The following is a 24,576-nucleotide window of genomic DNA, read 5'->3' on the forward strand; positions in this document are numbered from 1 at the left end:
TATGGACCCCAGTGTCGCTACTGGCATGAAGACTTCATCGGAGCATTCCGAAAATTTCTACTTCGAGACTCGCCAAAAGCGGCGTTAGAGGTCGCATGACTTTTTTTGGATTTACCTTGATATTGCTACACTATACTCCCCATAAAAAAATGCAGAGCAGCAATCCTCCGTTACGGTAGGATCGCTGCTCTGCTGTTTTATAAGGCGATTAGCCCTTTGCGCTCTCTTTTACAATATTCACAACGAGTTCAGCCACTTTAACGATATCTTCGGCTTTAATCCGTTCCTTGGTAGTATGGATATGTTCATAACCCACTGCAAGGTTAACAGTCGGAACATCTAGACCGTTGAATACATTAGCGTCACTACCTCCACCAGAGTGGAACAGACGTGGAGTAAGCCCCATAGAAGTAATGGCCCGCTGTGCAAGCTGCACTACTGCATCATGCTCATTAAAGCTAAAAGCAGGGTAGATGATTTCACTGCGGAATTCGCATTCTGCGCCGTATTCCCGCACAGTTGTCTCGAGCGCTTCGCGCATCGAAGCGATTTGATCGCCAACCTTCTCCTGCACAATACTGCGTGCTTCTGCATCCAACTGAACGTGATCACACACTACATTCGTTGGGCCGCCGCCAGCGAACTTTCCAATATTCGCTGTGGTTTCATTATCAATACGACCCAGCTTCATGGCTGCAATCGCTTTGCTAGCGACTTGAATTGCGCTGATGCCGTCCTCAGGGTTCACGCCAGCATGAGCCGATTTCCCAAAGATTTGCATCGTGATTTTAGCCTGTGTCGGTGCTGCCACCGCAATCGCTCCAACTTCACCATTGGAATCAAGTGCAAAGCCGAAGTCAGCATCCAAGTTACTTGGATCCATCGAACGTGCGCCCAGCAATCCAGATTCTTCACCCGCTGTAATCACGAATTGAATCTGACCATGCGGAAGCTTTTGCTCTTGGATAACACGAATGGCTTCGAACAACGCAGCAAGCCCTGCTTTGTCATCAGCTCCAAGAATTGTAGTGCCATCACTTGTAATCCATCCATCTGAACCAAGTGTAGGCTTGATATTTTGTCCGGGAACAACCGTATCCATATGGCAAGTGAACAGAAGCTTTGGAGCAGCTCCTCCATTCTCAGCTGGCCAGGTAATGAATAGATTGCCTGCTCCATGTCCGGTTCTTTCCTGGGAATCGTCTTCGAGCACTTCTAAACCCAGTGCGTTAAACTTACTCTTAAGGACATCGGCGATCTGCCGTTCATTTCTTGTTTCACTATCAACTTGGACAAGTTCCATAAACTCCTGAATCAATCGGTCTTGTGAAATCACTGGACTTCCCTCTCTTTCGTGAATACGGTACAATGGTTGTACGGCATTACCATCTTCATGTTAATAACTTAAACTAAATCTAAAGGAGTTACCCATGCAACGTAATAAATGGTTCAAGATCTTCATCTACGTCATGTTGTTTGCCATGATTGCCTCTACGCTATTTATGGTTATCGAGCCGTTCCTTGCAGGTTAAACATTGCTCAGGAAGCATTAATAATAGCGGCTAGGAACACCTTGCCGCTATTTGGCCTGCACGTTTGTTCTTAATCAGCCTTTGCCATATCACAGAAAGTATCCATCAGCTCTTCATATGGAAAATGTTTCAAGAAATATGGGACCAGCTCTCTAGCCACCTCTTGAAGCTCAAATCGACGACCTGCACATTCCTCTAGAGAAGTTATTCCAAAATCGGTGATCCCGCATGGAATAATCCCTTGAAACCCGCGCGCCGCAATCCCCTCAGAAATGTTAAAAGCAAAACCATGACTGGTAATAAAACCTCTTCGAAATTTACTCTTATTAAACTTCACACCAATAGCACAGATCTTCTCATCGCCAACCCAGACTCCGGTATACTCCGGTTTACGATCTCCGACAATTCCGTAGGATGCCAAATAATCAATAATAACAGCCTCCAGACTGCGCAAGTACCCATGCAAATCCACTTTGCCATCCTCTCCGAGCTTAAGGATCGGATAACCTACAAGCTGACCTGGTCCGTGATATGTAATATCTCCTCCGCGATCGATTTCAAACAGCGCGATTCCTTTTTCTTCGAGCTGCTCTTGATCCAAGAGAAGATGTTCAGGATGATTTTGTGAACCGATAGTATAGGTAGGCGGATGCTGCAAAAGAATAAGTCGCTCCGGCTGCTCGCCAGAATCAATGGCATGCACACTTTCTTTTTGCAGCTCCCAGGCCGTCCCATACTCCATAATGGGGTCATATGAAATCTGCAGCTTACGAAAATCCGTATTTTTCATACCGTCAGGTCCCCTTTTCCAGTCTCCTGCCTGCACAGTTTGGCTAGTTATTCATTAATAGAGCTTAGTGTCCGGTGTATATCCTTCTATATTATCCTTGACGCGTTGCAAGAAACGGCCACAAATGACTCCGTCCAGAATCCGGTGATCCAGGGACAGACAAATATTAGCCATTGAGCGAACAGCAATCATATCATTGATGACCACAGGCTTTTTCACAATCGATTCAAAGGTCAGAATCGCTGCTTGTGGATAGTTAATGATTGGATAAGAAAGAATGGAGCCAAACGAGCCTGTATTATTTACAGTGAAAGTCCCTCCCTGCAAATCTTCCAGACTAAGTTTGCCTTCGCGTGTTTTTTGTGCCAATTCATCAATCTCACGAGCCAACCCAGCGACATTTTTCTGATCAGCCTTCTTAATCACAGGAGTGATAACCGAATCTTCTGTACCTACCGCTAACGAGATATTGATATCACGTTTGACAATAATTTTGTCTACAGCCCAGACAGAGTTCATAATCGGGTAATCCTTAATCGCACTCACAACAGCCTTCATCATGAAAGCCAGATAGGTTAGATTGATGCCTTCCTTGCGCTTGAATTCTTCCTTATGTTTATTGCGCAGCGCTACCAGATTAGTCACGTCCACCTCAATCATCGTCCAAGCATGTGGAATCTCCGAGACACTCTGGCGCATTCTTGTAGCAATTGTGTTTCGGATTGGTGTTACATCAATCAGATATTCCGAACTGCTTCCTCGTCCACCCTCAACCTCTATCGTTGGAATACGCGGAGATTCGCTCAAATGTAGCCCGGAATGGCGAAGAGGCTCTTCCGCTTTCTTCACTTCGGTTTGAACAAACTGTGGAGCTGGTGGTTGTGATACAGACGGGGCAGGCTGACTAGCAGGAGTTGACGCTGCGGATGTAGCTCCACCTTTTTCTAAGAAGGTCAGCACATCTTTACGGGTAATTCTGCCACCCATACCTGTACCAGTAACCAACGATAGATCAATGTTATGCTCAGCAGCCAGTGTCTGTACTGCAGGAGAATAACGAGCACGCATCGAATCGCCAGCATTTGCAGTGGACTTCTGCCCTGCAACATCATTAGAAGCATTCGATGCAATTGTCGTCTGATTCGTACTTGGAGCAGCAGCAGAGGCAGCCACAGGCACGGCTATACGACAAATGACTTCGCCGACATTGACAACCTGGCCTTCTTCCGCTAATAGTTCACCCATAACTCCATCGATCGTTGAAGGTAATTCAGCATTTACTTTATCTGTAATAAGCTCACATATTGGTTCGTATTGCTCTACCGGATCGCCCGGTTTCTTCAGCCATTTGCCGATCGTCGCCGATACTAGCGATTCCGCCAGCTGCGGCATGATCACGTCAGTCAACTTTTGGTTGTCAGACATCTTTTCACTCCTTAAAAGTTTTACGAAGCATTGACTCTTAGAAAGACTACATAGTAAAACTTGCTTCGTAAGCATATTCTTAAAGTTTTACGAAGCTTCGTAAGCATCACCTGAGTTTTACGAAGCTTCGCATTCACTCAGCTATTTTAATATTGCGCCAGTCGAAGCATTTCCGCCTTCACTTTTTCTTTGCTAAGCATGAAGAACTTCTCCATTGGCGGGCTGATTGGCATCGCCGGAACATCGGGACCACAGAGACGGAAGATCGGTGCATCCAGCTCGAACAGACAATGCTCAGCGATAATGGCCGCCACTTCGCCGCCAATTCCGCCTGTTTTATTATCTTCATGCACAATCAATACCTTACCGGTCTGACGGGCAGCAGCAATAATCGCATCACGATCCAGCGGTTGCAAGGTACGCAGATCAAGAATATGTGCTGTAATTCCTTCCTCGCGTTCCAATTCTTCCGCAGCCTGCATAGCAAAATGCAGCGGAAGACTGTAGCCAATCACCGTAATATCCGTTCCCTCACGCAACAGATTAGCTTCGCCAATTGGAACGGTGTAATCCCCTTCCGGCACTTCTTCCTTGATCAGCTTGTAACACTTTTTGTTCTCAAAGAAAAGAACCGGATCAGGATCACGTACGGCTGCCTTCAACAAACCTTTAGCATCATAAGCGGAGTAAGGCGCTACAATCTTCAATCCAGGTGTACCAAAGAAAATCGATTCTGGACACTGTGAATGATACAAACCGCCGAACACCCCGCCGCCAATAGGGGCACGAATGACAACCGGGCAACTCCAATCGTTATTTGAACGATAACGGATTTTAGCCGCTTCACTAATGATTTGATTCGTCGCTGGAAGCATAAAGTCGGAGTATTGCATTTCAGCAATTGGTTTCATTCCGTACATAGCTGCTCCGACGGCTACACCAGCAATCGCTGATTCAGCGAGGGGTGTATCCATAACCCGCTCTTCGCCAAACTGTTCCTGTAGACCTTTAGTTGTGGTAAATACGCCGCCTTTGAGACCAACGTCCTCACCAAGCACGAACACGGAATCATCGCGCTCCATTTCTTCCTTCATCGCGAGCCTGATGGCATCGATATATTCCATTATAGCCATGGTTTATGCCCCTCCTTTGAGGTCGGAATCACTGTATACATGCAGCAGTGTGTCTTCCGGTTTCGGGAACGGAGCATTATCGGCATATTCGATAGCCGCTTTAAGCTCAAGATTGCATTCAGCAGCAAGATCTTGTTCTTGCTCGTCACTCCACAATCCCAGACCGATCAAGTAATTACGGAATCCTGCTACGCCGTCCTTCTTCCAGTTCTCATCAACCTCTTCTTTGGTCCGGTAAGCCAGATCATTATCTGAGGTGGAGTGTGGAGACAAACGGTACATCATCGCTTCAATCAGCGTAGGACCTTCACCCGCGAGGGCTCTTTCCCGCGCTTCCTTAACGACACGATAAACCTCAAGCGGATCGTTTCCGTCTACACGCACACCAGGAAATCCATAACCCAGCGCACGGTCGCTAACCTTGCCGCCTAACTGTTTATGAACAGGAACAGAGATTGCGTACTGATTGTTCTGGCACATGATAATAACCGGCAGCTTATTCACTCCGGCAAAGTTACAAGCTTCATGAAAATCCCCCTGATTGCTGGAACCTTCACCGAAGGTTACAAATGAGACGAATTTCTTCTTCTGCATTTTGGCCGCCAGAGCAAAGCCAACCGCATGAGGGACCTGCGTGGTTACAGGGCTTGACCCTGTCACAATACGCAGACGTTTGCTGCCAAAGTGACCTGGCATTTGCCGCCCACCACTGTTTGGGTCTTCTGCCTTTGCGAATACGGACAACATAAGTTCGCGTGTAGTCATACCCACTGAGAGCACGAAAGCATAATCGCGGTAATACGGTAAAAAATAATCATTTTGCCGGTCCAGCGCGAACGCCGCCGCCACCTGACCCGCCTCCTGGCCTATGCCGGAGACATGAAAGTTGATCTTGCCAGCGCGCTGAAGCAGCAGACTGCGCTCATCGTATTTACGAGCGAGCGACATATATCTGTACATATCGATGACCTGGCCGTCACTAAGTCCAAGCTGCTTATGTCTGTTAATCGTTTCTACAGTACCTTGGGATTCCATAAAGAGATACCTCCTTATTCATAAAGCCTGAAGTCTTACAGGAATTAAGACCAATTGTGCCCTGATCTTAAAACCTGGTACTAAGACTTGGCTTGAGTATATTATAATCCCTTTCTACCCAAAAAGAAAAGCTAAGAAAAACTAAAATCCAATAGATCTTCCATCCACAGCTAACATTGCTTCTCCGATAATCTCCGAAAGGGTAGGGTGAGCATGTATAGCTTCACCAATCTCCCAAGGTGTTGCATCCAGAAGCTGTGCCAAGGCCGCTTCTCCAATTAGATCCGTCACATGAGGACCAATCATCTGCACACCAAGAATATCTCCACTGCTACGATCGGCTACAACTTTGACAAATCCGTCCTTCTGGCCATATACAATTGCCTTACCAATGGCCGAGAATGGGAACTTGCCAATCACTACATCATGTCCAAGCTCTTTAGCTTCCTTCTCGGTGTAGCCCACACTTGCTACCTCAGGCCGAGTATAGACACAACGTGGTACTAAATGTATATGATAAGGATGTAGCTTCTCACCAGATAGATGGTTAACCGCCATAATCCCTTCATGACTGGCTGCATGAGCCAATTGAAGCCCGCCGATGCAGTCGCCAATCGCATAAATATGCGGTTCTGCCGTCTGCATACTAGCGTTTACAGCAATAATCCCTTTGTCAAAGCGAATGTCTGTGTTTTCCAGACCAATATTCTCGATGTTGGCCACTCTGCCTACGGATACAAGCAATTTTTCTGCGGATAGGCTTTGACTTTGCTCTCCCTTACGGGCTTCGATCGAAATTCCATCCTCCGTTACCTGGCAGGTTGCAGCATCCACTGTAGTTTCAGTCAGTACCTTAACACCACGCTTTTTCAACAACCGTTGTAGTTCCTTAGCTACCTCTTCATCCTCTTGAGGCAGTAACTGACTTGCCGCTTCAACCACAGTCACCTGCACTCCAAAATCAGCCAGCATTGAAGCCCATTCGACCCCAATTACACCGCCGCCCACAATAATGATAGAAGATGGCAGCTCTTCGAGCATGAGCGCTTCATCACTGCTAAGAATCACTTTCCCGTCTAGTTCGAGACCAGGCAATACTCGTGGGCGTGAGCCCGTAGCAATAATAAGATGGCTGGAAACTACTGTTTCCATCTCCCCATCTTCCAGTTCCACAGCTACAGCACCGCTGCGCGGAGAAAAAATAGAAGGACCCGTTACGCGCCCTTTACCTTTGACAACTTGTATTTTATTTTTGCGCATCAAATATTGTACGCCTTGATGAAGTTGCTCAACTACAGCTTCTTTGCGTTTCTGTACCTTTGGGAATACCAGCTGTACACCGCTTGTCTCAATGCCATAGCTCTCGCTCTCATTGATTTCAGCATATACCTCTGCACTACGGAGCAGTGATTTACTAGGAATGCAGCCCCGATGCAGACAGGTTCCTCCAAGTTTGTCCATTTCGATGACGACAACGGACTTTCCAAGCTGTGCAGCGCGAATAGCCGCCACATACCCTCCAGTACCTCCGCCAAGTATGGCCACGTCACATGAAATTGTCATGATATGTATCCTCCAGTCATTACTCGTAAGTTCATTTTACTTAGTATATTGTACTCTCTTTTTGCTCTATTACAAAACTTATAAACGTCATATGCAAATGGACTTTTTCTTGCTAAAGCGTTATCATATGGGTGAATCTAAAGGGCTAAGAGGGGTAGGAGACACTTATGAAACTGTTAATTTCACGCTTCATTGCCATCCTTATTCTTGTGTTTCCGGGCTTAATAGCAATGAAGGGCTTCCTTATGATGAAGGATGATATTTTTGATTACATATCCATGCATGGTGATGATACCGTTGTGCCCCACTTTGCTTGGCTGCATTTCGGTGGTGGATTGCTGCTCTTCGCAGCTGGCATGACTTTCCTTGGTGGCTGGATTCTGGCTAGGGACCGTAAGAAGAATTACGTAGGTCCAAGGTTCAAGGAGAAGCAAAAGGTGAAACAAGCCGGAACGCAGGAAACGATCTCTTAAGATGCTATGTTAAACTTAGAATCAGCTTTTTCATCTCATCATTTGTTCATCTGATCATATGAATCTCGAATCGCACACAATCAAGCCTTATTACCCTGCTGATTGTAATTTGTACAATAGATTTCCCCACATTCAAACCCTCCCAGCTCACCCGATCTGGTGCTCGTTATCTATCACAAATAACATAAAGGCGAGAACTTTCAAGGACGCAATCTGCGCTCCCTGAAAATTCTCGCCTTTTTCTTAAATACCAGACTTATCAAGTGCCTCGTTCCGCCGCCCCTGTACCAACTCACTGTACAGTCCGCCTTGCTTCAGCAGCTCTTCATGAGAGCCTTGCTGCAATAATCTGCCGCCCTGAAGCACAAGAATTCGATCAGCCGCACGAATCGTGCCAAGTCTATGAGCGATGACGAAGCTCGTTCGCCCTTTCATCAGCGCCTGCAGCCCTTCCTGAATCTTGATCTCGGTCACTGTATCAATACTGCTGGTTGCTTCATCAAGCACAAGCATAGAGGGGTTAGCAAGAATCGCTCTCGCAATGGAGAGCAGCTGCTTCTGCCCTTGGCTTATACCGCTGCCATCCGCCGAGAGCATCCGTTCATAACCTTCGGGCATTCGCATAATAAAAGAATGGGCATTGGCCAGCTTAGCCGCCTCTTCAACCTCTTCATCGGACGCATCCAGCCTCCCGTACCGGATGTTATCGCGGATACTCCCTTTGAACAAAAAGGAATCCTGCAATACAAAGGCCATATGACTTCTCAAGCTTTCCCGCCGAATCGAAGTGATATCTAAGCCATCCAGCGTGATTTTCCCCTGATTAGGATCATAAAAACGGGATAACAGCCCTATTAGCGTTGTTTTGCCTGCACCGGTAGGTCCAACTAAAGCGATCATCTCACCAGGCTTCGCTTCAAAGCTGATATCCTGCAGCGTGTTAGAACCTCCATCATAAGAAAAAGCTACATTTTCAAACTTCACCGCACCCTGTACAGTTTCAAGTGATATGGCTGCACCTTCATCTTTAGCCTCGGTCTCTTCGTCCAGCACTTCAAACACCCGTTCTGCCCCTGCCACCGCTGAAAGCAAGGTATTCCACTGATTCGCTAAATCATTAAGCGGACGAGTAAACTGGCGGGTATATTCAACGAATACGATGATCACACCCACTGTAATCGACCCACGGATCGCAAGCAGACCACCAATTCCTGCAACAATGGCGAAGCTGAGATTATTAAGACCATTCATAAGCTTGGGGATGAAACCAGAAATGGACTGCGCCCAGTAACCTGACAGCATAATTCGCTTGTTGCGTTCATGAAAACCGGAGATGACCCGTTCCTCTTGTGAAAAAGCCTTGATAATCCGTTGTCCGGATAAGGTCTCCTCAATATAACCGTTAAGCTCCCCTACATTGCGCTGACGTTCTTTAAATAGTGGGCCTGTACGGCGTGTAATCCAGCGCATGCCTAACAACATCAAAGGCACGACGAGGAATGTGAGCAGCGTCAACAAGGGACTAAGCCACAGCATAACCCCTACGGTTCCCAGCAAGGTTAAGACACTTGAAAATATCTGAATAGCCGAGCTATTCAACGTAGAGCTGACGTTCTCGATATCATTGGTAAGACGGCTCATAATTTCTCCCTGCTGTCTCCGATTAAAAAAGGAAATGGGCAGACGGTGTAAATGGGAGAATAGCTCCGTACGCATCCGTAATACAGTTTCTTGAGCAATTTCGATCATCCATATGTTTTGCAGCCAAGAAGTCAGAGAATAAAAAATGTACACACAAGCAAGGCTTGTCAGAAAAACAACCCATGAGCGCCCGCCGGTACCTTCCAGATAATTATCCACCGCTCTGCCAATCATGTATGGCCCCAGCAGCGCTAGCGCTGAGCTGAAGACAACCATGATCAGTACAAGAATAAGCTTGGCTTTACGCTCAGCTAGATAACTCCAGATCCGGATCAGCGTCCCTGACCAATCCTTCGCCTTTGCTTTGGGTTTGCCGCCAGATGCTGTCCCTAGACTTCGTCCCACGCCAAGTTCAAAGTTCGGTTTAGGATGACGAAAAGGTTCAATTAATGCTTTGAACATGCTGCTTCGCCTCCTCTACCTGTGATTCATAAATCTTGCGGTACAGCTCGGAGCTTGCCATAAGCTCCTTATGCGAGCCTTTGCCAATTAATCGTCCCTCATCCAGCAACAGGATCAAATCGGCTGATGCCGTTGAACTGATTTTCTGAGTAATCAAAAAGGTTGTACAGGAGATATCCTTTAGCGCCTCCAGCAAAAGCCCTTCCGTAACCGCATCAAGTGCACTGGTGCTGTCATCAAGGATCAACATAGCCGGTTTCCTAACAAGTGCGCGGGCAATCGTTAACCGCTGCTTTTGTCCGCCGGAGAGATTAACCCCTCGTTGACCAAGCATCGTGTCATAGCCATCCGGCAACCCTTTTACCGTCTCGTGAATTTGTGCAGCCGCCGCTGCTTGTTGGATTTGTTCAAGTGTGGCGTGTTCATTGCCCCATGCAATATTATTGCGGATTGATCCGCTGAAAAGCTGCAATTCCTGAGGCACATAACCTATCGATCTCCGCAGTCTGGAAATATCGATATCAGCACTTTTTTCACCGTCAATCCAAATGGTGCCGTCTGTCTCTTCATACAAGCGCGGAATCAGACTCACGAGTGAGGATTTTCCTGATCCGGTCGCCCCCATAATCGCTACTCGCTCACCAGCAGCTACTTCAAAATGAATGTCCTCCAGGACAGAGATATCACTATTAGGATACTTAAAGCAAACGCCTTCAAATTTAACGTGGCCCTGTATCGGCTCGCCTTGCAAAGTCCCGCCTTCACGAACTCCAGCTCCCGCTTCCATAACTTCTGAAACACGCTGAGAGGAGGCACGAGCGCGGGAAAACGTTACAACAAGACCAGATATAGCTGATAGTGCTCCAATCGTTCGCAAGGAGTAATTAATAACAGCAACAGTCTGACCCAAAGTAGCATCCCCATTGGAGATGGCTATCCGTCCAAACCATAAAATCGCCAAAATCGCCGCATTCACAATAAGCATAACAAAAGGCATCGTCGTCTCAGTCAAACGCAAGGCAGACACCGTTGATCTCATCAAATTCCCGCTAAATACCGTGAAACGTTCAATCTCATACCCCATACGCACAAATACGCGGATCAAGCGAATACCCGTAAGATTCTCCTGAATCACGCCATTAACTCCGTCTAAACGCTGCTGGACCGTACGAAATAACAAGGAAGCTTTTCTCATAATCCAGTAGAGGAAAAAAATCAACAAAGGTAACGCCACCGTCAGCAGTAATCCCAGCTTCACATGAACAACTAACGCCATAATCACACTGCCTACCACAACAAGTGGCACCCGTGTCATAAAGCGCAAGCTCATAAAAATAGTATCCTGCAGCTGTGATACATCACCAGTCAGACGGGTAATCAGTGAAGAGGTAGCAAAACGATTGAATACTTCATACGTAAAAGACTGTACCTTTTCGTACAATTTGTCCCTAAGATCGAACGCAAAGCTCTGACTTGCATGGGCAGCAAAAAAAGAACTGAGTACCCCGGCTGTAAACGCAACTACCGCGCTGCCGATCAATACACTGCCCCACAGCCATACTACAGAGGTATCTTTTTCTCGGATCCCTAAGTCAATGATTTTGGAAATGATCAAAGGCTGTGATAATTCTACCGTCAATTCAATGAGCATCATTACAAGGGCAGCTATTGCAGCTACCTTATATTTTTTGAGAAAAGAGAAAATCAAAGCCATTCGCATACCCTCTTTTTCTATTCGTACAGTGCATCCCTTAACCGAGTTGACATCGTGGAAGCCTGTCCAGTTTTCAGTATTGCTCTACGCAGTGCTTTATTACTCCGATTCAATTCCACCAAATCCGCCATCATTTCTTCCAGCAAGCTTTCAGTGTCACTGGATAAATCTCCATTCTGCTGCAAAAGAGCTAACCGTTCCTTATATTCGTCTAATCTTTCAGTCACACTTATTACTTCCTTTCCCATCTCTTATTACCTCTTATCATACCACATCCAAACAATCGCAATGTTTTCACTGGATACATCCGATCCGAATATGATACTCTAATATGGTCGCATTTTTAAGATATAATCAATGTTTTTTACGAAAGGATAGATGGAAGTGGCACAATTGTTTTTCAAATACGGAGCAATGAACAGTGGTAAATCTATTGAGATACTCAAGGTTGCACATAATTATGAAGAGCAGGGGAAATCGGTGCTTATTTTCACTCCATCCATAGACGACCGGGACGAGGTTGGTTTTATTTCTTCTCGTATTGGGCTTCGGAAACAAGCAATCCCCATCGATGAGAACACAGATATTTATAATATCGTCAGCAGTAACCAACCTAAACCACACTGTGTACTTATTGATGAATGTCAATTTCTAAGCAAGGAATGTATTCTCCAGCTAGTGCGTATCGTTGATGAGCTGGGTATTCCGGTAATGGCCTTCGGACTTAAAAATGATTTTCAGAATCAGTTATTTGAAGGCAGCAAATATATGCTGATCTACGCTGATAAAATTGAGGAAATGAAGACGATCTGCTGGTTCTGCGAGCGCAAAGCTACTATGGCTCTACGAGTAGAAAACGGCAAGCCCGTATATAGCGGCAAGCAAATCCAGATTGGTGGTAATGAAGCTTACTATCCGGTATGCCGCAAATGTCACAAGAATCCACCGCTATAGCCGTGTATAAAAAGCATCCCAAAGCCATAAAGGCTATTGGAATGCTTTTTTGATTAAGAAGATATTACCCTAAATATCTATCTTTAAGAATATTCAAATGATGATGGTCATGTCCAATCATAATGCAGGCCTGAGCTCTCGCAGAAAGAGTAGCCTCGTTAACTATTCCCTTCCGGATCCATGCTTCCTCCGGCAGAGTTTCCATTAGGAGTAATGTCGATTCTCGAACAAGCTTGTAATGGGCCAGTAATGCTTTTAAAGTGTGTACTTCGAAATTGGCGTTAAGTACGTAGTCTTTCTCTTCAAAACCCGGCAGTGGAGTCGTATCCCCTCTGGCGATGCACAATAAACGGTAGGACATGATTCTTCCGGTATCAGCCAGATGTCCGACCATTTCCTTGATACTCCATTTCTCTGGAGCGTAACGATAGTCCCCTTGTTCTTCCGTAAGATTCGAAATAAAAGTGCAAATCTCATCCGTCTGCTCTCTAAAAATAGTAATGATGTCTCCTTCAGCTGGCACTAAATCGACATATTTTGATAATTCTTCGAGATACTCACTGCTTTCTGGACGTCGCCCCATGTCTAAACCCCTCTCATTTTGAATTTTTTTGAAAAAATAGGAGGAAAATTATACTGTAGTTGTTGTATTTTAGCTCATTTTATACGATACTTGCAATAATAGGGTTGGTTAAACTAGAAGTCATCGGGAGTGTCGGCATGCTAGATTTTATTCTTTTTATGATATTTTCAATACTAGAGACTTATGCAATGTTTTTTCTGGCTTTCAAAATCTTCAAAATTGATCTATATCATAAAGAGATGGTGTTTGCTAGTTTTATTATGGGCTTTTGTTCTTATACAATTAGGATCAACTATGGGATGTTTCCATTAGATATTTTCTCACAATATGCACTAATGTTTTGTTTTATGTGGATGTTATTCCGGATTCATCCCTTCTACGCTTCTATATTAACAGGGATGACCTATCAAGCATACTTGGTGATTCAGACCAGTCTTATGTATCTATTAAACTCTGTAATCATCATGCCTCTAAATATCTTGAACCCGATTACCAAAAACATGATTACAATGCAGGTTTTATCAGCATTAACCGCGATTCTCATTGGTATGTATGTAGGTCATAAACGTATTGGATATGACTTTGTACCTGATAAACCCGATGTAAAAATTAAACCAACGACTAATGAAAAAATATTATTCGCTCTTAATCTTCCTACAATAATTGTCGTCACTTCACTCAACTACTTTTTTGAATCTTGTTTCTTTTTCATAATCCCATTTCTCTATGGAATACTATTATGGGGATATCTATATTTCTCATACAAAAAGGACAGAAATAATTATGAATCATTTATCTCTTAAAATTGTTGAGTTCATTAAGAAAAGTAATCCAGAGCAAACGCATTCTATTGAAATCATGCATTATGCCCTTAGCATTATTATGAATACTTTATTAATTATTATGACTTCGTTATGCATTGGCGGGCTCACTGGACAGCTAAAGGAAACATTCTTAGCCTTATTCAGCTTCATACTCCTAAGAATGTCATCTGGTGGTGTGCATTTAAAATCCGCAAGAGCCTGCAATATTGTATCTATCTTTATCTGTTCACTTATCCCTCATATTACCTATCTAATACATAACCATTTGATTTGGATTAATCTTTTTTCTTTAATTGTAATGATCTTATGTGCTCCGAATCCTGATGCTAATGCCCAAATCCCCAAAGAATGGTATTTGGGTTTAAAGATCATTTCCATAATTCTGGTTTCTTTGAATTTTTGGATCCATTCGTCTGTCATTGGATTGGCATTTTTAGTTCAATCCTTTACAGTTATAATCCCATTACAAAGGAGGTCAATCAGATGAAAAAAACCTTAGCTCGTTATGCTTCTAACCTACTGGGTACTTCTGCTCAAGTTTTTACAAAAATTCTAAAACCAGCAGCTTACAGCCCTGAAATTCCAAAAGAACTGCGCAAGTAATTAAACAAGGATGGGGAAAAGATGCGTGTCTTACAGAAAGACGGTTCCTCTAGTGATATTCTAGAGGAAGATATATTGTATTTCTCGAATTATAAAAATACAATATTCGTCCATACGAAAGAAGGCGAATTTATTCTCCCCACCACGCTTTCCGATCTTTCCGTAGCGTATGAGGGTAAGGGATTCGAACGCCTTGACCGCAGCAATGTCGTCAATATCAACAACATAGAAGGCTATGATCCCGGGCGGAAGATTGTATGCTTTAATCAAGGTACGCAGTTCACTACTGTTTCGGAATCCAATGAACCGCGCCTTAAGAAGTATCTTGCTTCACAAAAGAAAAAACCGTCAGAATAAAATTCAGTTTTTTAATAATCCCGGCATGTTCACGCATGCCGGGATTATTTTATTAAAAATTGAAACTTTTTAGCAATTTCCTCAAAATCGCACATTATGCCATAATAATCCTCAAATGTAAAGATAAATTCGTAGGATGAATGACAGGAGACGGATCCTATTCCAAATGATACCATATAGATAAACCTATAATAAAAACAATTAATGATGGAGGATCATAATGAATTACTATTTTCATCCCTCTCCACGGCCCTCATCTCTGGAATCTATATCTGACGAGGATTTACTAAGAATCTATGAGCTAGCGGTTGATGCCCATGCGTTACCGGATTTCATTGAAATTATTAAAGATATCATGAGAGGTAGAAATCTCATAGATTCTGAAAGTATATAACATCCCCTTCCCCATTAAATTCACACTGCGCATGGTACACATTATTCTTCAGCTTCAACCAACAATAAACTCCTTAGGTCGCCTTAAGTCAAGTACATAAACATAAAAAAAGGTAGAGCCTCCGCGGCCCTACCTTTTTTATATGCACATATGATGGTTAATCTGAGATAAAAATAATGCTCTATTCTGTAATTTCTGTTTTGAAAACATTTTCCAATTTGCCGCCGAGTCTTTTCTTCAAGGGAACTTTAATATCTCTGCCCAATTCTTTAAAGAAAGTTTCAACATCACATTTCACATTTTTTGCAGTTGCGATTACCGCACCATCACCAACAATGTTTTGATTCGCTTCAAGAGGAACATCAACTTCGATGTCATACTTTTTGGATAATGTCTTGATGTAACGTGCGAAGATCTCCAGCAATTCCTCGTTATTAAAATTCTCTATAGCGACTTTGCCCTTGCTGGTAAACTTCATGTTAATTTTCATTATTAATATCCCCTTTTCTGTCAAACCATTTTTAGTTGTTAGTTTATGGATCAAGATGAATAGATGGCTGCAAGAAAGGGCAACATTCATTCATTTTTGAGATCATTAGCAAAAGGCATACATTATTTATAAGCACCCTTTATTTGTTGTACTTTAAACTGAGTAAATTCTTTAAGTGCTTGTATGACCTGATCCTGTTCCTCTTCCTTCAGTTCATAAACGCACTCCCGTAGCCACTCGCCAAATAGAAAGGCTTGACGCCCTTTACGGGGGCTCTTTCTTAAGGAGTCGAGGTTACCCTCAAACTTATCGTTCAGGACATCGGTCAGATTGTATTTCTCAATCTTCTCTATTACCATTCCTGCCCCATATTCCGTTTCGTAAACTATAACTTCATTCGAATCAAAGGAAACGTACGATGTTTCTTTCCCTTCCTTCGCTCTGAATTCCTTAAGCTTGTTAAAGGCTGTCTCGTAGATGTAATCTTGAGACTGTTTGAGCTGTGGCAGCTCATATCCTTGCTTCAAGGTCTTGATATATTCAATATCTGGCATATAATCTGCCAAATGGTACATCCGATTCTTCAGATCCGTTCCAAGCGCTTCAATGATCTTGTCCAGATTGTCTTTAAGCGGAATGCTCTCTCCACGTTCGATTTTGCTGAGCTGTGAGTAACTTATACCGCTCTTTTCTTCCAGTCCTCTTAAGGTTAACCCTCTCGTCTTTCTGATGTGCCGAATGAAATTACCCAGCTCATCGGGATAGTTCTCAAAATCATTCATGGGAGTCACCTCCCTACTATCATAACACAACATAACAATTTGTGTTGGCTAATAACAATTATTCCTTGTTTTTACTTGCCTCTGAAGAGTAATTCCCAGTATTCCACGCCCAATATAACCCTATCTTTACAAAATACCGGAAAAAGACTCGGCGCTCGTCTGTAAGCATTTGGAATATGCTCGATACTCGCCTCAGTTTTACTATACGCTTAAACCCCATCTGTATTCTGCATCTTATCTTCCGTTTACTGACTCAGTTTACTGACTCAGTTTACTTACTTTACTCATCTAGCTCACCTTCTCAACTTGCTCACTTTACTCACTTGACTTACCTAGCTCACTTGGCTCACATAGCTCACCTTACTCACCTTACTCACCTTATTAACTCAATTCTACTTCATCGGACCGAGGAGACCTTATTAAGCTGATTTCTGCCATTCTGCTCAGCTATCGGACTCAAATGCAGCTATTCATTAAAATATATTACGATTCCGTGCAAAAGTATGACAATAAGAGCTATGGAGTCCGAAAAATTGGAAAAATAGACCAAAAAGTTAAAATAGCGGCAATACAGTCCGTTACGATCCCAAACCATCGAGGCTATCTGTTAAAACAAACTTTCTTGATAAAAGTAGCTCGTCCGAGCCAAACTTACCAAGTGTGCATCGCTGTTGGCACACTTTAGCTTTAGCGTACCTCAGTGAGCGTACTTTAGCTTTAGCACACCTCAGCGAGCGTGCCTCAGCTTTATCGTACCTTAGCGAGCGTGCCTTAGTTCTCTGTTCTCCATATACACTTACCTTTTGTGTCTCACCCTTATTTTTACTTTTACTCCGCTTCCCCCTCAGTGTATTCATGCGTGCGTATCCTGCGTATATCCCACTAATCCAATTATCAAAAAAACAGCCAGTCCCCATAAACCTGAGACTGGCCATAATCATTACTCCATAACACTCAGCAGGTTGAGGATCATCTGTGCACTTTCAGCACGTGTTCCGTTTTGGCACGGTGCAAATTGCCCTTCAGCACGTCCTTGCATCAAACCAAGTCTGTACACTTCGCTGGTTGCCTCTTGAGCCCACTGTGGAGCAAGACCAATATCATTGAATGCCGAAATGTTACGGCTAGCTACAGATACACTACTCTTGGTGTAAGCTTAAAATCCATTGGGAACACCCGTAGCAAAACCGGGGATTTCATAGAAATCACCGTTGATCCCTGCGATCACTCGGTTTCCAGGCGAATCCGCATACATGGCCATTTCGGTAACGCCCTTCATACCGTATACCTTTCCATCCTTCGTACCTGCCCGCAGCTCCAAATTTCCTTGTTGCGGGTTGAACTCCACTGCATGTATCTTTTGTAAACCACGTTCATTCTGGAGATCTATCCAGGTATACATCGCCCCGGGTGCAAGCTCTGTTTGGCGAACATCAATAACGGTTCCGTAATCTGTTGCTGGTAAATCAGAAATGGAAGCGCGAACAATTGCTCCCGGTTGTAACAACGAAATCAACAAAACAAAGATAATAACAACATTAATTTGCCTAAGATACCATCTCACTGTGTTGACATCCTCCCCACTTGGCTGTCCTAATATCGATCTGAGCTTGGACAACATCATAGGGTTAATATTAACTAGGAAGCGTAAAGGTTAGATAAAATTTACCAAGGCATACTGTTAACTTCGTCTAATCATTTCATCAAATTCATGCTTTAGCCTGTTGATAAATCTCCGGGCGGTCTGGGAGGTCTGTTTTGAAGCAGAGACAATAGCTCCTGAATATTTCGCACGGGTATCTGGTGATCGTAACTCGATGGTTTTCATGAAGCCTGGAGAACCCTCTGATATTTTTAGAAACGAATAATCCAGACCAATTGTGATGGCCAGTCCTTCTGCAACTGCATTCTCAATCGCCCGTGTGTTGTTACTTACAAAAAGCAAATTGATCGGCCCATAGCCAGATAAATATCGCTCTACATAGTCCTTAATGTAAGAATCATCGTATAAAACCAACGTCTGCCCCACTAACTGAGCAGGTGTAAGGATGGAATTCAGGGCAAGCGGTGAGTGAGGATGTACACCAACTACAATCTTTCCTTCCACTAACCGTTCAAACTTAACCCCTTTATATTTGTCAGGCATTCCCTCCGGCGAGACCATAAGTCCAATATCCATTTCATCCTGAAGTACATTATCCAGAATTTCTTTGGGTCCCTTTTCAAAAATCTCTATTTTCACATTTGGAAAATCTGCCTTAAAGCTAGAGATTACCTTCACCATCAAATGCATGGGTCCGGGTATCGTAGCAATTTTCAAATGACCACTTAACGTATCGCTGTAAATCTGTGCTTCTTCTTTTAATTCATTTACTTTCATCAGGACTTCATTTGCTTTGCTAATAATGGCATTTCCTTCTGCTGTGGGAACCGCCTTTTGCCCGCGCGAACGGATGAACAAAGTAACTCCCAGCTCAGCCTCCAGCATGGTAATGGACTGACTCATTGCGGATAGAGTGATATGACGATTCTGAGCTGCTTTGGTTAAAGAACCAATCTTTGCGACTTCTACGATATTCTCGCACTGCTCCAAATTCATTTGAATCACCCCTTAAGTTAATCTTTACTTAATAACTATTAAATTTACTTAAATTTTAATTAATTTAGACAAGTGCTACAATGTAAATAAGTTAGTAAGTAACCATTTTTACTATATCAACTTTCATTTCTAGTATAACTATATTTCTCGAGGAGGAAACTCAAATGACAGACAAAAGAGTAGCCGTAATAACAGGTGGAGCCAGTGGAATCGGGAAACAAACCGCCATTAAATTTGCAAGTAAAGGTGATCAAGTTGTCGTTGCCGATTTCAATCAACAATTAGGTGAAGAAACGGTAGCACAAATTATTAAAGATGGTGGCGAAGCTATTTTCGTCAAAACTGACGTCTCAAAATACGAAGAAGTTGAAGCACTCGTTCAGAAAACTGTAGATACTTATGGAAGAATTGACGTAATGTTCAACAATGCCGGCATCGGCCGCGTCACTCCTGTACTAGACCAAGACCTTAAGGATTATCATAGTGTCATTAATGTCAATCAGCATGGCGTAGCCCATGGGATTATCGCTGCTGGTAAAAAAATGCGTGAGCTCGGCATTAAAGGTGTGATCATCAATACAGCTTCTGTATTTGGATTCCTAGCTTCCCCAGGTACATTCGCATATCACGCTTCCAAAGGTGCGGTCATTATGATGACTAAATCCGCAGCACTAGAACTTTCCGTCCATGGTATCCGCGTGCTTGCCGTTGCTCCAGGCGCTGTAGATACGCCAATTATCCAAGGATATAAAGATCAAGGAATGGTCGACCAAATGAAGAGTAAAGTAATGGGTAACAAATTAACATTGCCTGAACAAGTTGCAGACACTGTATACTTGCTCTCCTTACCAGAAGCTAGTGCAATTAACGGTAGTGTTGTAATGGCTGATGAAGGTTATGCTTCATTTAAATAAAATTTCGGGTGAAAAAAATCCAAGGCTTCCCACAGGGGAGGTCCTTGGATTTTTTTTATAGTATTCAATAGGTACACCTTACTCCCAAGTCCTCTGTTCATTAATCTCCAGCTTACGTTTAAAAGCCTGCTCCAGATCAATGCCAAGTTTATTGGCCAGATCAAAAATATTCCACACCACATCGTACATCTCGTATCCCAAGTTTTCTTTCCGCTCTGCATCTGGATGAAAAGATACGGACAAAACTTCTTTGGACAACTCCCCAACCTCAGTCATTAAGTACAGCATTCTCTGCTCAATGGTGCTGGTATCAAACCCTTTGATTTCACTGAACTCCTTAACATACTGTTGAAACTCTGCTGCATTCATTTCCTTACGCCTCGCTTTTTGGGTAAAAATCCCTATGTTCTATTGCTGCCTTAGGTTTAGATGGCTTGAATTGATTTATATTATACTACAAGGCAATTCGAGCAGTACTCATTTATGTTCTTTGCTTCCTCCCCTGCTTCATTAATAGCCGCCTCTACTTCTTATCTTCTGCAGGAACATCCGGAAATAATGGCCGCCCTTCCGGATAGGTTAATTGATTCAGCTGATCGCCAACCCATGCTTCGCCGTCTTCGCCCATTTCTTTTTTCCAAATAGGCACGATTTCTTTAATCCGGTCAATCACATATTCATTCGCTTCGTAAGCGGCCTTACGGTGCGGCGAGGATACAGCGATCACAACGGCGATATCAGTGATTTCAAGTTTTCCTATCCTATGGGTTACAGCAACCATAGTATTTGGCCAACGCTCATTCACTTCCTGCCCGATTCGTTCCAATTGCGCTACAGCCATGAGCGGATAAGCTTCATATTCAAGATATAATGTCCGCTTACCCTGCGTGAACTCCCGTACAGTGCCTAGGAATAAGGTAATCGCTCCCGCTTCTCTACGCAGGACTTTATCAGATACCTCCGCTGGTGTGATCGGTCCGTCTGTAATTTCAAATAATGAACTTCCCATGTGATCACTCCCTTTCGATAGATGCAGCAAATCCTTATATTGCTCAGGTGTATCTACATCTGCAGTGAAATCCTCATATATACCAGCACCAGCAAGGTCGCCTTTATCTACCCCTAACCAATGCATCGAATCTAATAATCCAGATAGCCGGTACTGTCGTGTTTCCAGTCTATCAATGATACTTGGCAAAATCAGGTGCGGCCGATATACCCCATGGAGCATCTGATGCTTACCGTTAATGATGGGAAGAACAGCATCATAGTCGCCTTCCTTGAACCGGGTGAGCATCCACGAAGCTGCAGGGGCTGAAATATTAGGACTATCGCATCCGACAACCCAAGCATAATCCGTTTCCACCCTGACAAAAGCGGCATGAAACCCGCTTAAGGGTCCATGCCCTTCATAGATGTCCGGTAGAAAAATGAGACCGGATGGAAGACAATCCTCATACAGGGATGCATCTTTCGTAACAATAATGATCTTGGAGCAAAGGGTACGCATCTCCTTCACCTGTCTAACAATAAAATGCTCCCCGTGATAGGTCAGGAGCGCTTTATTCCGACCCTTCATCCGGGAATTCTGTCCCCCTGCCAGTATTATTCCAGTCAGCACAATGTGCACCTCCTGTAAGGGAATCTCCTTCTCTTATGTCAGGGATTCCTATATTAGATTGAAGCAGCGACAAAGCCAGGTTGAGGACCTCCTGATCTATAAGAGCTTGATCCCTTAAAAGTAGTACAGGGGTAGTATTCTTGCTTACCACAGACGTTACACTTTTCATATTAGCGTCCTCCTCCCAGCTTAACCACATATAAATATTCGTTGCTTGACTTCGCAGATTTATCATTTCATTTACATTGCGGATCAAGGCGATTTTGGGATAATCTGCAGATTTGAACCCTTCAGCAATCAGCAGATCAACCTTACCATACATAGACTGTACGATTTCTTCTAATGAAGTCTCGGACTTCCGCATTATTCTTGTAGCCTCAGACGATGTCAGTACGGTTTCAATCGCACCGTGCAGCAGATGCCTGCTGCTGTCTGTACCCGGATCATCTAATTGAAAATGGTGAGCATCGTGTTTAGCAGACCCGACGCGTATACCTTGAGTAGATAGAGCGCGAATTAAACGGCAGGCAAGTGTTGTTTTTCCGCTATTCTTGTACCCGACAATTTGTAATACAGGAACCGGACCCTGTACTGTTGCATGATGAGATTCCATACTCACGATGTTTACTCCTTTTCTTAAAATGATTAGTGCTTCAAATCACCCGGGTCCCCTCAAGGAAAAACGTATAGTTAAAGAGTATGGCATCCTCGCATGCCATGATATTTCAGGGTAGGAGGATGTTTACTATGAAGAAGTATATCCCTAACCAGCACGGCGCCTGGGCGATGCTCGTCCTTCCCTTTCTGTTCGGGGTAGCCGCATCCCAGGAGCAACCGATACATATTCCGCTGTTTGCTTGCTGGCTTCTGATCTATTTGTTCAGTTTTCCTTTACTGCAGGGGGTGAAGACAGGAAGATTTAAACGCTATGCCCAGCCCTTGAAGGTATATGGAATTCTGCTACTCCCTTTGATCGTCTATCTGGTAGTAGCCGAACCTAAGTTGTTATGGTTTGTTCTACCGCTCGTGCCTTTGTTCGCTGTAAATCTCTATTATGCAAAAACTAAAAATGAACGTGCCCTGCTCAATGACATCTCGGCCATTTTGGCATTTTGCCTGATCATTTATCCGGTCTTCTACGTCGGTCAGGGAGAAAGCTGGCGGACAGCGACCGAGTTGTTCCTGCTGGCTGTCCTGTACTTTGTCGGAACCGCTTTGTATGTCAAAACCATCATCCGTGAACGAAATAATATTAGCTTCTATTACGGATCTGTTCTATATCACCTGCTGGTTGCAGCAGCCGGGCTGTTCCTGTTTCCATCTCTGCTTGTTCCGCTGCTCATCCTGCTTGTGCGGGCAGCTGTCCTGCCAAAGACGGGCATCACAGTAAAACGTACCGGAATCATCGAAATTGGCTTCTCCTTTATGTTATATGTGTCTGTGCTCGTGTTGTACTTCTAGTATACAGTTGTAAAAAACCAGAAAGCTCATCTGCCGGTAATCCGGGTAGAGGAGCTTCCTTGTTGTTGCGTTAGTCTATTCTGCGATCATTTCCGGATTGCTCGATCCTGGAGGTACAATAAGGATACATTGCTCAGCCAAAAATGATCTGCCATCCGGCTCGATCAACAGCTGAAATTGCATTCTGCTCTTTAACCTCCAATATAGGACATGCCGATCTTTGTTCTGTTCTTCACGGTTTGTTCTGTCCGCTCATCGGAGTAACGGTCTGTCCGCTGCTCCCATACATCCCTAATGGCTAGCAGCAGGCTTTGGTCACTCGCCCCGCTGCGGAGCATTTCCCTGAGATCAAAACCGTCTGATGCGAACAGGCAAGTGTATAATTTGCCGTCGGAAGACAGCCGGGCACGTGTACAGGAAGAGCAGAACGATTCAGATACGGAAGTAATAAAACCGACCTCGGTACAGCTACCCTTGTACCGGTACCTTTTGGCTACCTCGCCAAAATAATTATGGTCCTGTGCTTCCATTTCAAATGAGCCTTGGAGGCGCTCCAGTATTTCCCGTTTGGTTACAACCTTCTCATAGCTCCAGCCGTTATCGTTGCCGGCATCCATAAACTCGATGAACCGCAAAGTTATATTCTTATCCTTGAAATAGGCAGCCATCGGTACAATCTCCGATTCGTTCACACCTCTTTGTACCACCATGTTTACTTTGACCTCAAACCCGGCTTCTACGGCATGATCAATATGATGCAGAATTAATCCAGACGTAAAGCCCCGTCCGTTCATTTTTCCAAACCGCTTATGCTCCAAAGCATCCAAGCTGACGTTCAGTCTGCGGAGTCCCGCAGCATACAGTGGCGCTGCCTGCGCACCGAGCAGTACCCCATTCGTCGTCAGTCCCATATCTTTTACACCGCCGATAGCGCGGATTCCCGCAACAAGCTCAGGCAGATTACGCCGCATAAGCGGCTCGCCACCGGTCAACCGGATTTTGCTTACTCCAAGGGATACGAACAGCTTCGTCAGCCGGTAGATTTCCTCAAAGGTTAACAGCTCGCTTGCGGGGAGGAATGCATAATCATCACCGAACACTTCCTTCGGCATGCAGTAGGAACAGCGGAAATTGCACCGGTCTGTTACCGAAATCCGCAAATCATGGATAGGCCGTCGCAATTGATCCTGTAGTGGATGTGCATTCATGACTCTTATCTCCCTTCC

27 protein-coding genes and 1 pseudogene are annotated in these 24,576 nt (G+C 44.2%); 8 read left to right on the forward strand and 20 right to left on the reverse strand.

Annotated elements, in window-relative coordinates:
• Window positions 1–208: 208 nt before the first annotated feature.
• Window positions 209–1,336 carry a tripeptidase T gene (locus NSQ66_RS20965; protein ID WP_036676047.1) on the reverse strand — a complete coding sequence of 376 codons (1,128 nt, stop codon included), beginning with the start codon at window positions 1,334–1,336 and terminating at the stop codon, window positions 209–211.
• Window positions 1,337–1,430: 94 nt separating this feature from the next.
• On the opposite strand from NSQ66_RS20965, the gene prli42 reads away from it, so the two are divergent.
• Window positions 1,431–1,532, forward strand: a complete 102-nt coding sequence (prli42, locus tag NSQ66_RS20970; protein ID WP_094872112.1) for a stressosome-associated protein Prli42 — start codon at window positions 1,431–1,433, stop codon at window positions 1,530–1,532.
• Between the two features lie 70 nt (window positions 1,533–1,602).
• Here prli42 and lipB read toward each other — a convergent pair whose 3' ends face one another.
• From lipB to lpdA, 5 genes are all read right to left on the reverse strand, one after another.
• Window positions 1,603–2,322 (reverse strand): lipoyl(octanoyl) transferase LipB, encoded by a 720-nt coding sequence (gene lipB / locus NSQ66_RS20975; RefSeq protein WP_036676046.1) that lies wholly within the window; start codon window positions 2,320–2,322, stop codon window positions 1,603–1,605.
• A 54-nt stretch (window positions 2,323–2,376) separates the two neighbouring features.
• Window positions 2,377–3,747: a dihydrolipoamide acetyltransferase family protein gene (locus NSQ66_RS20980; RefSeq protein ID WP_036676042.1), complete on the reverse strand. Its 1,371-nt coding sequence runs from the start codon at window positions 3,745–3,747 to the stop codon at window positions 2,377–2,379.
• Between the two features lie 146 nt (window positions 3,748–3,893).
• On the reverse strand, window positions 3,894–4,880 hold the full coding sequence (locus NSQ66_RS20985) for an alpha-ketoacid dehydrogenase subunit beta (RefSeq protein ID WP_038572483.1): 987 nt from the start codon (window positions 4,878–4,880) through the stop codon (window positions 3,894–3,896).
• A gap of 3 nt (window positions 4,881–4,883) precedes the next feature.
• Window positions 4,884–5,915 (reverse strand): thiamine pyrophosphate-dependent dehydrogenase E1 component subunit alpha, encoded by a 1,032-nt coding sequence (locus NSQ66_RS20990; protein ID WP_036676031.1) that lies wholly within the window; start codon window positions 5,913–5,915, stop codon window positions 4,884–4,886.
• A 141-nt stretch (window positions 5,916–6,056) separates the two neighbouring features.
• On the reverse strand, window positions 6,057–7,478 hold the full coding sequence (lpdA, locus tag NSQ66_RS20995; protein WP_076141334.1) for a dihydrolipoyl dehydrogenase: 1,422 nt from the start codon (window positions 7,476–7,478) through the stop codon (window positions 6,057–6,059).
• A gap of 167 nt (window positions 7,479–7,645) precedes the next feature.
• On the opposite strand from lpdA, the gene NSQ66_RS21000 reads away from it, so the two are divergent.
• Window positions 7,646–7,951, forward strand: a complete 306-nt coding sequence (locus tag NSQ66_RS21000) for a DUF2627 domain-containing protein (RefSeq protein ID WP_036676028.1) — start codon at window positions 7,646–7,648, stop codon at window positions 7,949–7,951.
• A gap of 243 nt (window positions 7,952–8,194) precedes the next feature.
• Here NSQ66_RS21000 and NSQ66_RS21005 read toward each other — a convergent pair whose 3' ends face one another.
• From NSQ66_RS21005 to NSQ66_RS21015, 3 genes are read right to left on the reverse strand one after another with little or no spacing between them, the layout of a single operon-like run.
• Window positions 8,195–10,054: an ABC transporter ATP-binding protein gene (locus tag NSQ66_RS21005; protein WP_036676026.1), complete on the reverse strand. Its 1,860-nt coding sequence runs from the start codon at window positions 10,052–10,054 to the stop codon at window positions 8,195–8,197.
• Window positions 10,035–11,768 carry an ABC transporter ATP-binding protein gene (locus NSQ66_RS21010; RefSeq protein ID WP_036676023.1) on the reverse strand — a complete coding sequence of 578 codons (1,734 nt, stop codon included), beginning with the start codon at window positions 11,766–11,768 and terminating at the stop codon, window positions 10,035–10,037. The genes NSQ66_RS21005 and NSQ66_RS21010 overlap by 20 nt, the downstream gene beginning before the upstream one ends.
• 17 nt (window positions 11,769–11,785) lie before the next feature.
• Window positions 11,786–12,016, reverse strand: coding sequence for a hypothetical protein (locus NSQ66_RS21015; protein WP_036676022.1), 231 nt, complete (start codon window positions 12,014–12,016; stop codon window positions 11,786–11,788).
• Window positions 12,017–12,152: 136 nt separating this feature from the next.
• Here NSQ66_RS21015 and NSQ66_RS21020 point away from each other — a divergent pair, with 136 nt between their 5' ends.
• Window positions 12,153–12,722, forward strand: a complete 570-nt coding sequence (locus tag NSQ66_RS21020) for a thymidine kinase (RefSeq protein ID WP_036676019.1) — start codon at window positions 12,153–12,155, stop codon at window positions 12,720–12,722.
• Between the two features lie 64 nt (window positions 12,723–12,786).
• Here NSQ66_RS21020 and NSQ66_RS21025 read toward each other — a convergent pair whose 3' ends face one another.
• Window positions 12,787–13,305 carry a DinB family protein gene (locus NSQ66_RS21025; RefSeq protein ID WP_036676018.1) on the reverse strand — a complete coding sequence of 173 codons (519 nt, stop codon included), beginning with the start codon at window positions 13,303–13,305 and terminating at the stop codon, window positions 12,787–12,789.
• A gap of 137 nt (window positions 13,306–13,442) precedes the next feature.
• Here NSQ66_RS21025 and NSQ66_RS21030 point away from each other — a divergent pair, with 137 nt between their 5' ends.
• From NSQ66_RS21030 to NSQ66_RS21040, 3 genes are all read left to right on the forward strand, one after another.
• The gene (locus NSQ66_RS21030) at window positions 13,443–14,108 is read left to right on the forward strand and encodes a hypothetical protein (protein ID WP_162164254.1); all 666 of its coding nucleotides are present in this window, start codon (window positions 13,443–13,445) and stop codon (window positions 14,106–14,108) included.
• A 504-nt stretch (window positions 14,109–14,612) separates the two neighbouring features.
• Window positions 14,613–14,732 carry a cyclic lactone autoinducer peptide gene (locus NSQ66_RS21035; RefSeq protein WP_139329854.1) on the forward strand — a complete coding sequence of 40 codons (120 nt, stop codon included), beginning with the start codon at window positions 14,613–14,615 and terminating at the stop codon, window positions 14,730–14,732.
• A 21-nt stretch (window positions 14,733–14,753) separates the two neighbouring features.
• Window positions 14,754–15,089 carry a LytTR family DNA-binding domain-containing protein gene (locus NSQ66_RS21040; RefSeq protein ID WP_036676016.1) on the forward strand — a complete coding sequence of 112 codons (336 nt, stop codon included), beginning with the start codon at window positions 14,754–14,756 and terminating at the stop codon, window positions 15,087–15,089.
• 575 nt (window positions 15,090–15,664) lie between these two features.
• On the opposite strand, the gene NSQ66_RS21045 is transcribed toward NSQ66_RS21040, so the two are convergent.
• The 5 genes from NSQ66_RS21045 to NSQ66_RS21065 all read right to left on the reverse strand — a co-directional run bounded on the left by NSQ66_RS21045 (window position 15,665) and on the right by NSQ66_RS21065 (window position 19,354).
• The gene (locus NSQ66_RS21045) at window positions 15,665–15,973 is read right to left on the reverse strand and encodes a hypothetical protein (RefSeq protein ID WP_036676014.1); all 309 of its coding nucleotides are present in this window, start codon (window positions 15,971–15,973) and stop codon (window positions 15,665–15,667) included.
• A gap of 122 nt (window positions 15,974–16,095) precedes the next feature.
• A complete protein-coding gene (locus tag NSQ66_RS21050; RefSeq protein WP_036676012.1) occupies window positions 16,096–16,755 on the reverse strand; it encodes a helix-turn-helix transcriptional regulator in 660 nt (219 codons plus the stop codon).
• 940 nt (window positions 16,756–17,695) lie between these two features.
• Window positions 17,696–17,872: an S-layer homology domain-containing protein gene (locus NSQ66_RS21055; RefSeq protein WP_141118485.1), complete on the reverse strand. Its 177-nt coding sequence runs from the start codon at window positions 17,870–17,872 to the stop codon at window positions 17,696–17,698.
• Window positions 17,873–17,911: 39 nt separating this feature from the next.
• Window positions 17,912–18,319, reverse strand: coding sequence for a hypothetical protein (locus tag NSQ66_RS21060; protein ID WP_076141335.1), 408 nt, complete (start codon window positions 18,317–18,319; stop codon window positions 17,912–17,914).
• A 117-nt stretch (window positions 18,320–18,436) separates the two neighbouring features.
• The gene (locus NSQ66_RS21065; RefSeq protein WP_076098659.1) at window positions 18,437–19,354 is read right to left on the reverse strand and encodes a LysR family transcriptional regulator; all 918 of its coding nucleotides are present in this window, start codon (window positions 19,352–19,354) and stop codon (window positions 18,437–18,439) included.
• 164 nt (window positions 19,355–19,518) lie between these two features.
• Between NSQ66_RS21065 and NSQ66_RS21070 the strand changes: the two genes are divergently transcribed.
• On the forward strand, window positions 19,519–20,268 hold the full coding sequence (locus tag NSQ66_RS21070; RefSeq protein WP_036676006.1) for an SDR family oxidoreductase: 750 nt from the start codon (window positions 19,519–19,521) through the stop codon (window positions 20,266–20,268).
• A gap of 78 nt (window positions 20,269–20,346) precedes the next feature.
• Here the strand turns inward: NSQ66_RS21070 and NSQ66_RS21075 are convergent, their stop codons facing one another.
• The 4 genes and pseudogenes from NSQ66_RS21075 to mobB form a co-directional block, all read right to left on the reverse strand.
• Window positions 20,347–20,637, reverse strand: a complete 291-nt coding sequence (locus NSQ66_RS21075; protein ID WP_036676004.1) for a MazG nucleotide pyrophosphohydrolase domain-containing protein — start codon at window positions 20,635–20,637, stop codon at window positions 20,347–20,349.
• A gap of 154 nt (window positions 20,638–20,791) precedes the next feature.
• Entirely contained in the window at window positions 20,792–21,277 is a 486-nt protein-coding gene (locus tag NSQ66_RS21080; RefSeq protein ID WP_036676344.1) for a molybdenum cofactor biosynthesis protein MoaE, read from the reverse strand.
• Between the two features lie 240 nt (window positions 21,278–21,517).
• Window positions 21,518–21,847: pseudogene (locus tag NSQ66_RS21085) on the reverse strand (NTP transferase domain-containing protein); the annotation flags it as partial.
• The gene (gene mobB / locus NSQ66_RS21090; RefSeq protein WP_244886529.1) at window positions 21,831–22,502 is read right to left on the reverse strand and encodes a molybdopterin-guanine dinucleotide biosynthesis protein B; all 672 of its coding nucleotides are present in this window, start codon (window positions 22,500–22,502) and stop codon (window positions 21,831–21,833) included. The pseudogene NSQ66_RS21085 and the gene mobB, both read right to left, overlap by 17 nt.
• A gap of 134 nt (window positions 22,503–22,636) precedes the next feature.
• Here mobB and NSQ66_RS21095 point away from each other — a divergent pair, with 134 nt between their 5' ends.
• Window positions 22,637–23,350 carry a YwiC-like family protein gene (locus NSQ66_RS21095; protein WP_170914207.1) on the forward strand — a complete coding sequence of 238 codons (714 nt, stop codon included), beginning with the start codon at window positions 22,637–22,639 and terminating at the stop codon, window positions 23,348–23,350.
• A 191-nt stretch (window positions 23,351–23,541) separates the two neighbouring features.
• On the opposite strand, the gene moaA is transcribed toward NSQ66_RS21095, so the two are convergent.
• The gene (moaA, locus tag NSQ66_RS21100) at window positions 23,542–24,558 is read right to left on the reverse strand and encodes a GTP 3',8-cyclase MoaA (RefSeq protein WP_076141337.1); all 1,017 of its coding nucleotides are present in this window, start codon (window positions 24,556–24,558) and stop codon (window positions 23,542–23,544) included.
• Between the last annotated feature and the right edge of the window lie 18 nt (window positions 24,559–24,576).

It is taken from the genome of Paenibacillus sp. FSL H3-0329, from assembly GCF_037963285.1.
GTDB classification, from domain to species: domain Bacteria; phylum Bacillota; class Bacilli; order Paenibacillales; family Paenibacillaceae; genus Paenibacillus_AQ; species Paenibacillus_AQ odorifer.

Excerpts from the sequence above, each read along its gene's own strand:
- prli42 (WP_094872112.1), top strand. The coding sequence starts at position 1,431 with ATGCAACGTAATAAATGGTTCAAGATCTTCATCTACGTCATGTTGTTT.
- lipB (WP_036676046.1), bottom strand. The coding sequence starts at position 2,322 with ATGAAAAATACGGATTTTCGTAAGCTGCAGATTTCATATGACCCCATT.
- NSQ66_RS20980 (WP_036676042.1), bottom strand. The coding sequence starts at position 3,747 with ATGTCTGACAACCAAAAGTTGACTGACGTGATCATGCCGCAGCTGGCG.
- NSQ66_RS20985 (WP_038572483.1), bottom strand. The coding sequence starts at position 4,880 with ATGGCTATAATGGAATATATCGATGCCATCAGGCTCGCGATGAAGGAA.
- NSQ66_RS20990 (WP_036676031.1), bottom strand. The coding sequence starts at position 5,915 with ATGGAATCCCAAGGTACTGTAGAAACGATTAACAGACATAAGCAGCTT.
- lpdA (WP_076141334.1), bottom strand. The coding sequence starts at position 7,478 with ATGACAATTTCATGTGACGTGGCCATACTTGGCGGAGGTACTGGAGGG.
- NSQ66_RS21000 (WP_036676028.1), top strand. The coding sequence starts at position 7,646 with ATGAAACTGTTAATTTCACGCTTCATTGCCATCCTTATTCTTGTGTTT.
- NSQ66_RS21005 (WP_036676026.1), bottom strand. The coding sequence starts at position 10,054 with ATGTTCAAAGCATTAATTGAACCTTTTCGTCATCCTAAACCGAACTTT.
- NSQ66_RS21010 (WP_036676023.1), bottom strand. The coding sequence starts at position 11,768 with ATGGCTTTGATTTTCTCTTTTCTCAAAAAATATAAGGTAGCTGCAATA.
- NSQ66_RS21015 (WP_036676022.1), bottom strand. The coding sequence starts at position 12,016 with ATGGGAAAGGAAGTAATAAGTGTGACTGAAAGATTAGACGAATATAAG.
- NSQ66_RS21025 (WP_036676018.1), bottom strand. The coding sequence starts at position 13,305 with ATGGGGCGACGTCCAGAAAGCAGTGAGTATCTCGAAGAATTATCAAAA.
- NSQ66_RS21030 (WP_162164254.1), top strand. The coding sequence starts at position 13,443 with ATGCTAGATTTTATTCTTTTTATGATATTTTCAATACTAGAGACTTAT.
- NSQ66_RS21035 (WP_139329854.1), top strand. The coding sequence starts at position 14,613 with ATGAAAAAAACCTTAGCTCGTTATGCTTCTAACCTACTGGGTACTTCT.
- NSQ66_RS21040 (WP_036676016.1), top strand. The coding sequence starts at position 14,754 with ATGCGTGTCTTACAGAAAGACGGTTCCTCTAGTGATATTCTAGAGGAA.
- NSQ66_RS21045 (WP_036676014.1), bottom strand. The coding sequence starts at position 15,973 with ATGAAAATTAACATGAAGTTTACCAGCAAGGGCAAAGTCGCTATAGAG.
- NSQ66_RS21050 (WP_036676012.1), bottom strand. The coding sequence starts at position 16,755 with ATGAATGATTTTGAGAACTATCCCGATGAGCTGGGTAATTTCATTCGG.
- NSQ66_RS21065 (WP_076098659.1), bottom strand. The coding sequence starts at position 19,354 with ATGAATTTGGAGCAGTGCGAGAATATCGTAGAAGTCGCAAAGATTGGT.
- NSQ66_RS21070 (WP_036676006.1), top strand. The coding sequence starts at position 19,519 with ATGACAGACAAAAGAGTAGCCGTAATAACAGGTGGAGCCAGTGGAATC.
- NSQ66_RS21075 (WP_036676004.1), bottom strand. The coding sequence starts at position 20,637 with ATGAATGCAGCAGAGTTTCAACAGTATGTTAAGGAGTTCAGTGAAATC.
- NSQ66_RS21080 (WP_036676344.1), bottom strand. The coding sequence starts at position 21,277 with ATGGGAAGTTCATTATTTGAAATTACAGACGGACCGATCACACCAGCG.
- mobB (WP_244886529.1), bottom strand. The coding sequence starts at position 22,502 with ATGGAATCTCATCATGCAACAGTACAGGGTCCGGTTCCTGTATTACAA.
- NSQ66_RS21095 (WP_170914207.1), top strand. The coding sequence starts at position 22,637 with ATGAAGAAGTATATCCCTAACCAGCACGGCGCCTGGGCGATGCTCGTC.
- moaA (WP_076141337.1), bottom strand. The coding sequence starts at position 24,558 with ATGAATGCACATCCACTACAGGATCAATTGCGACGGCCTATCCATGAT.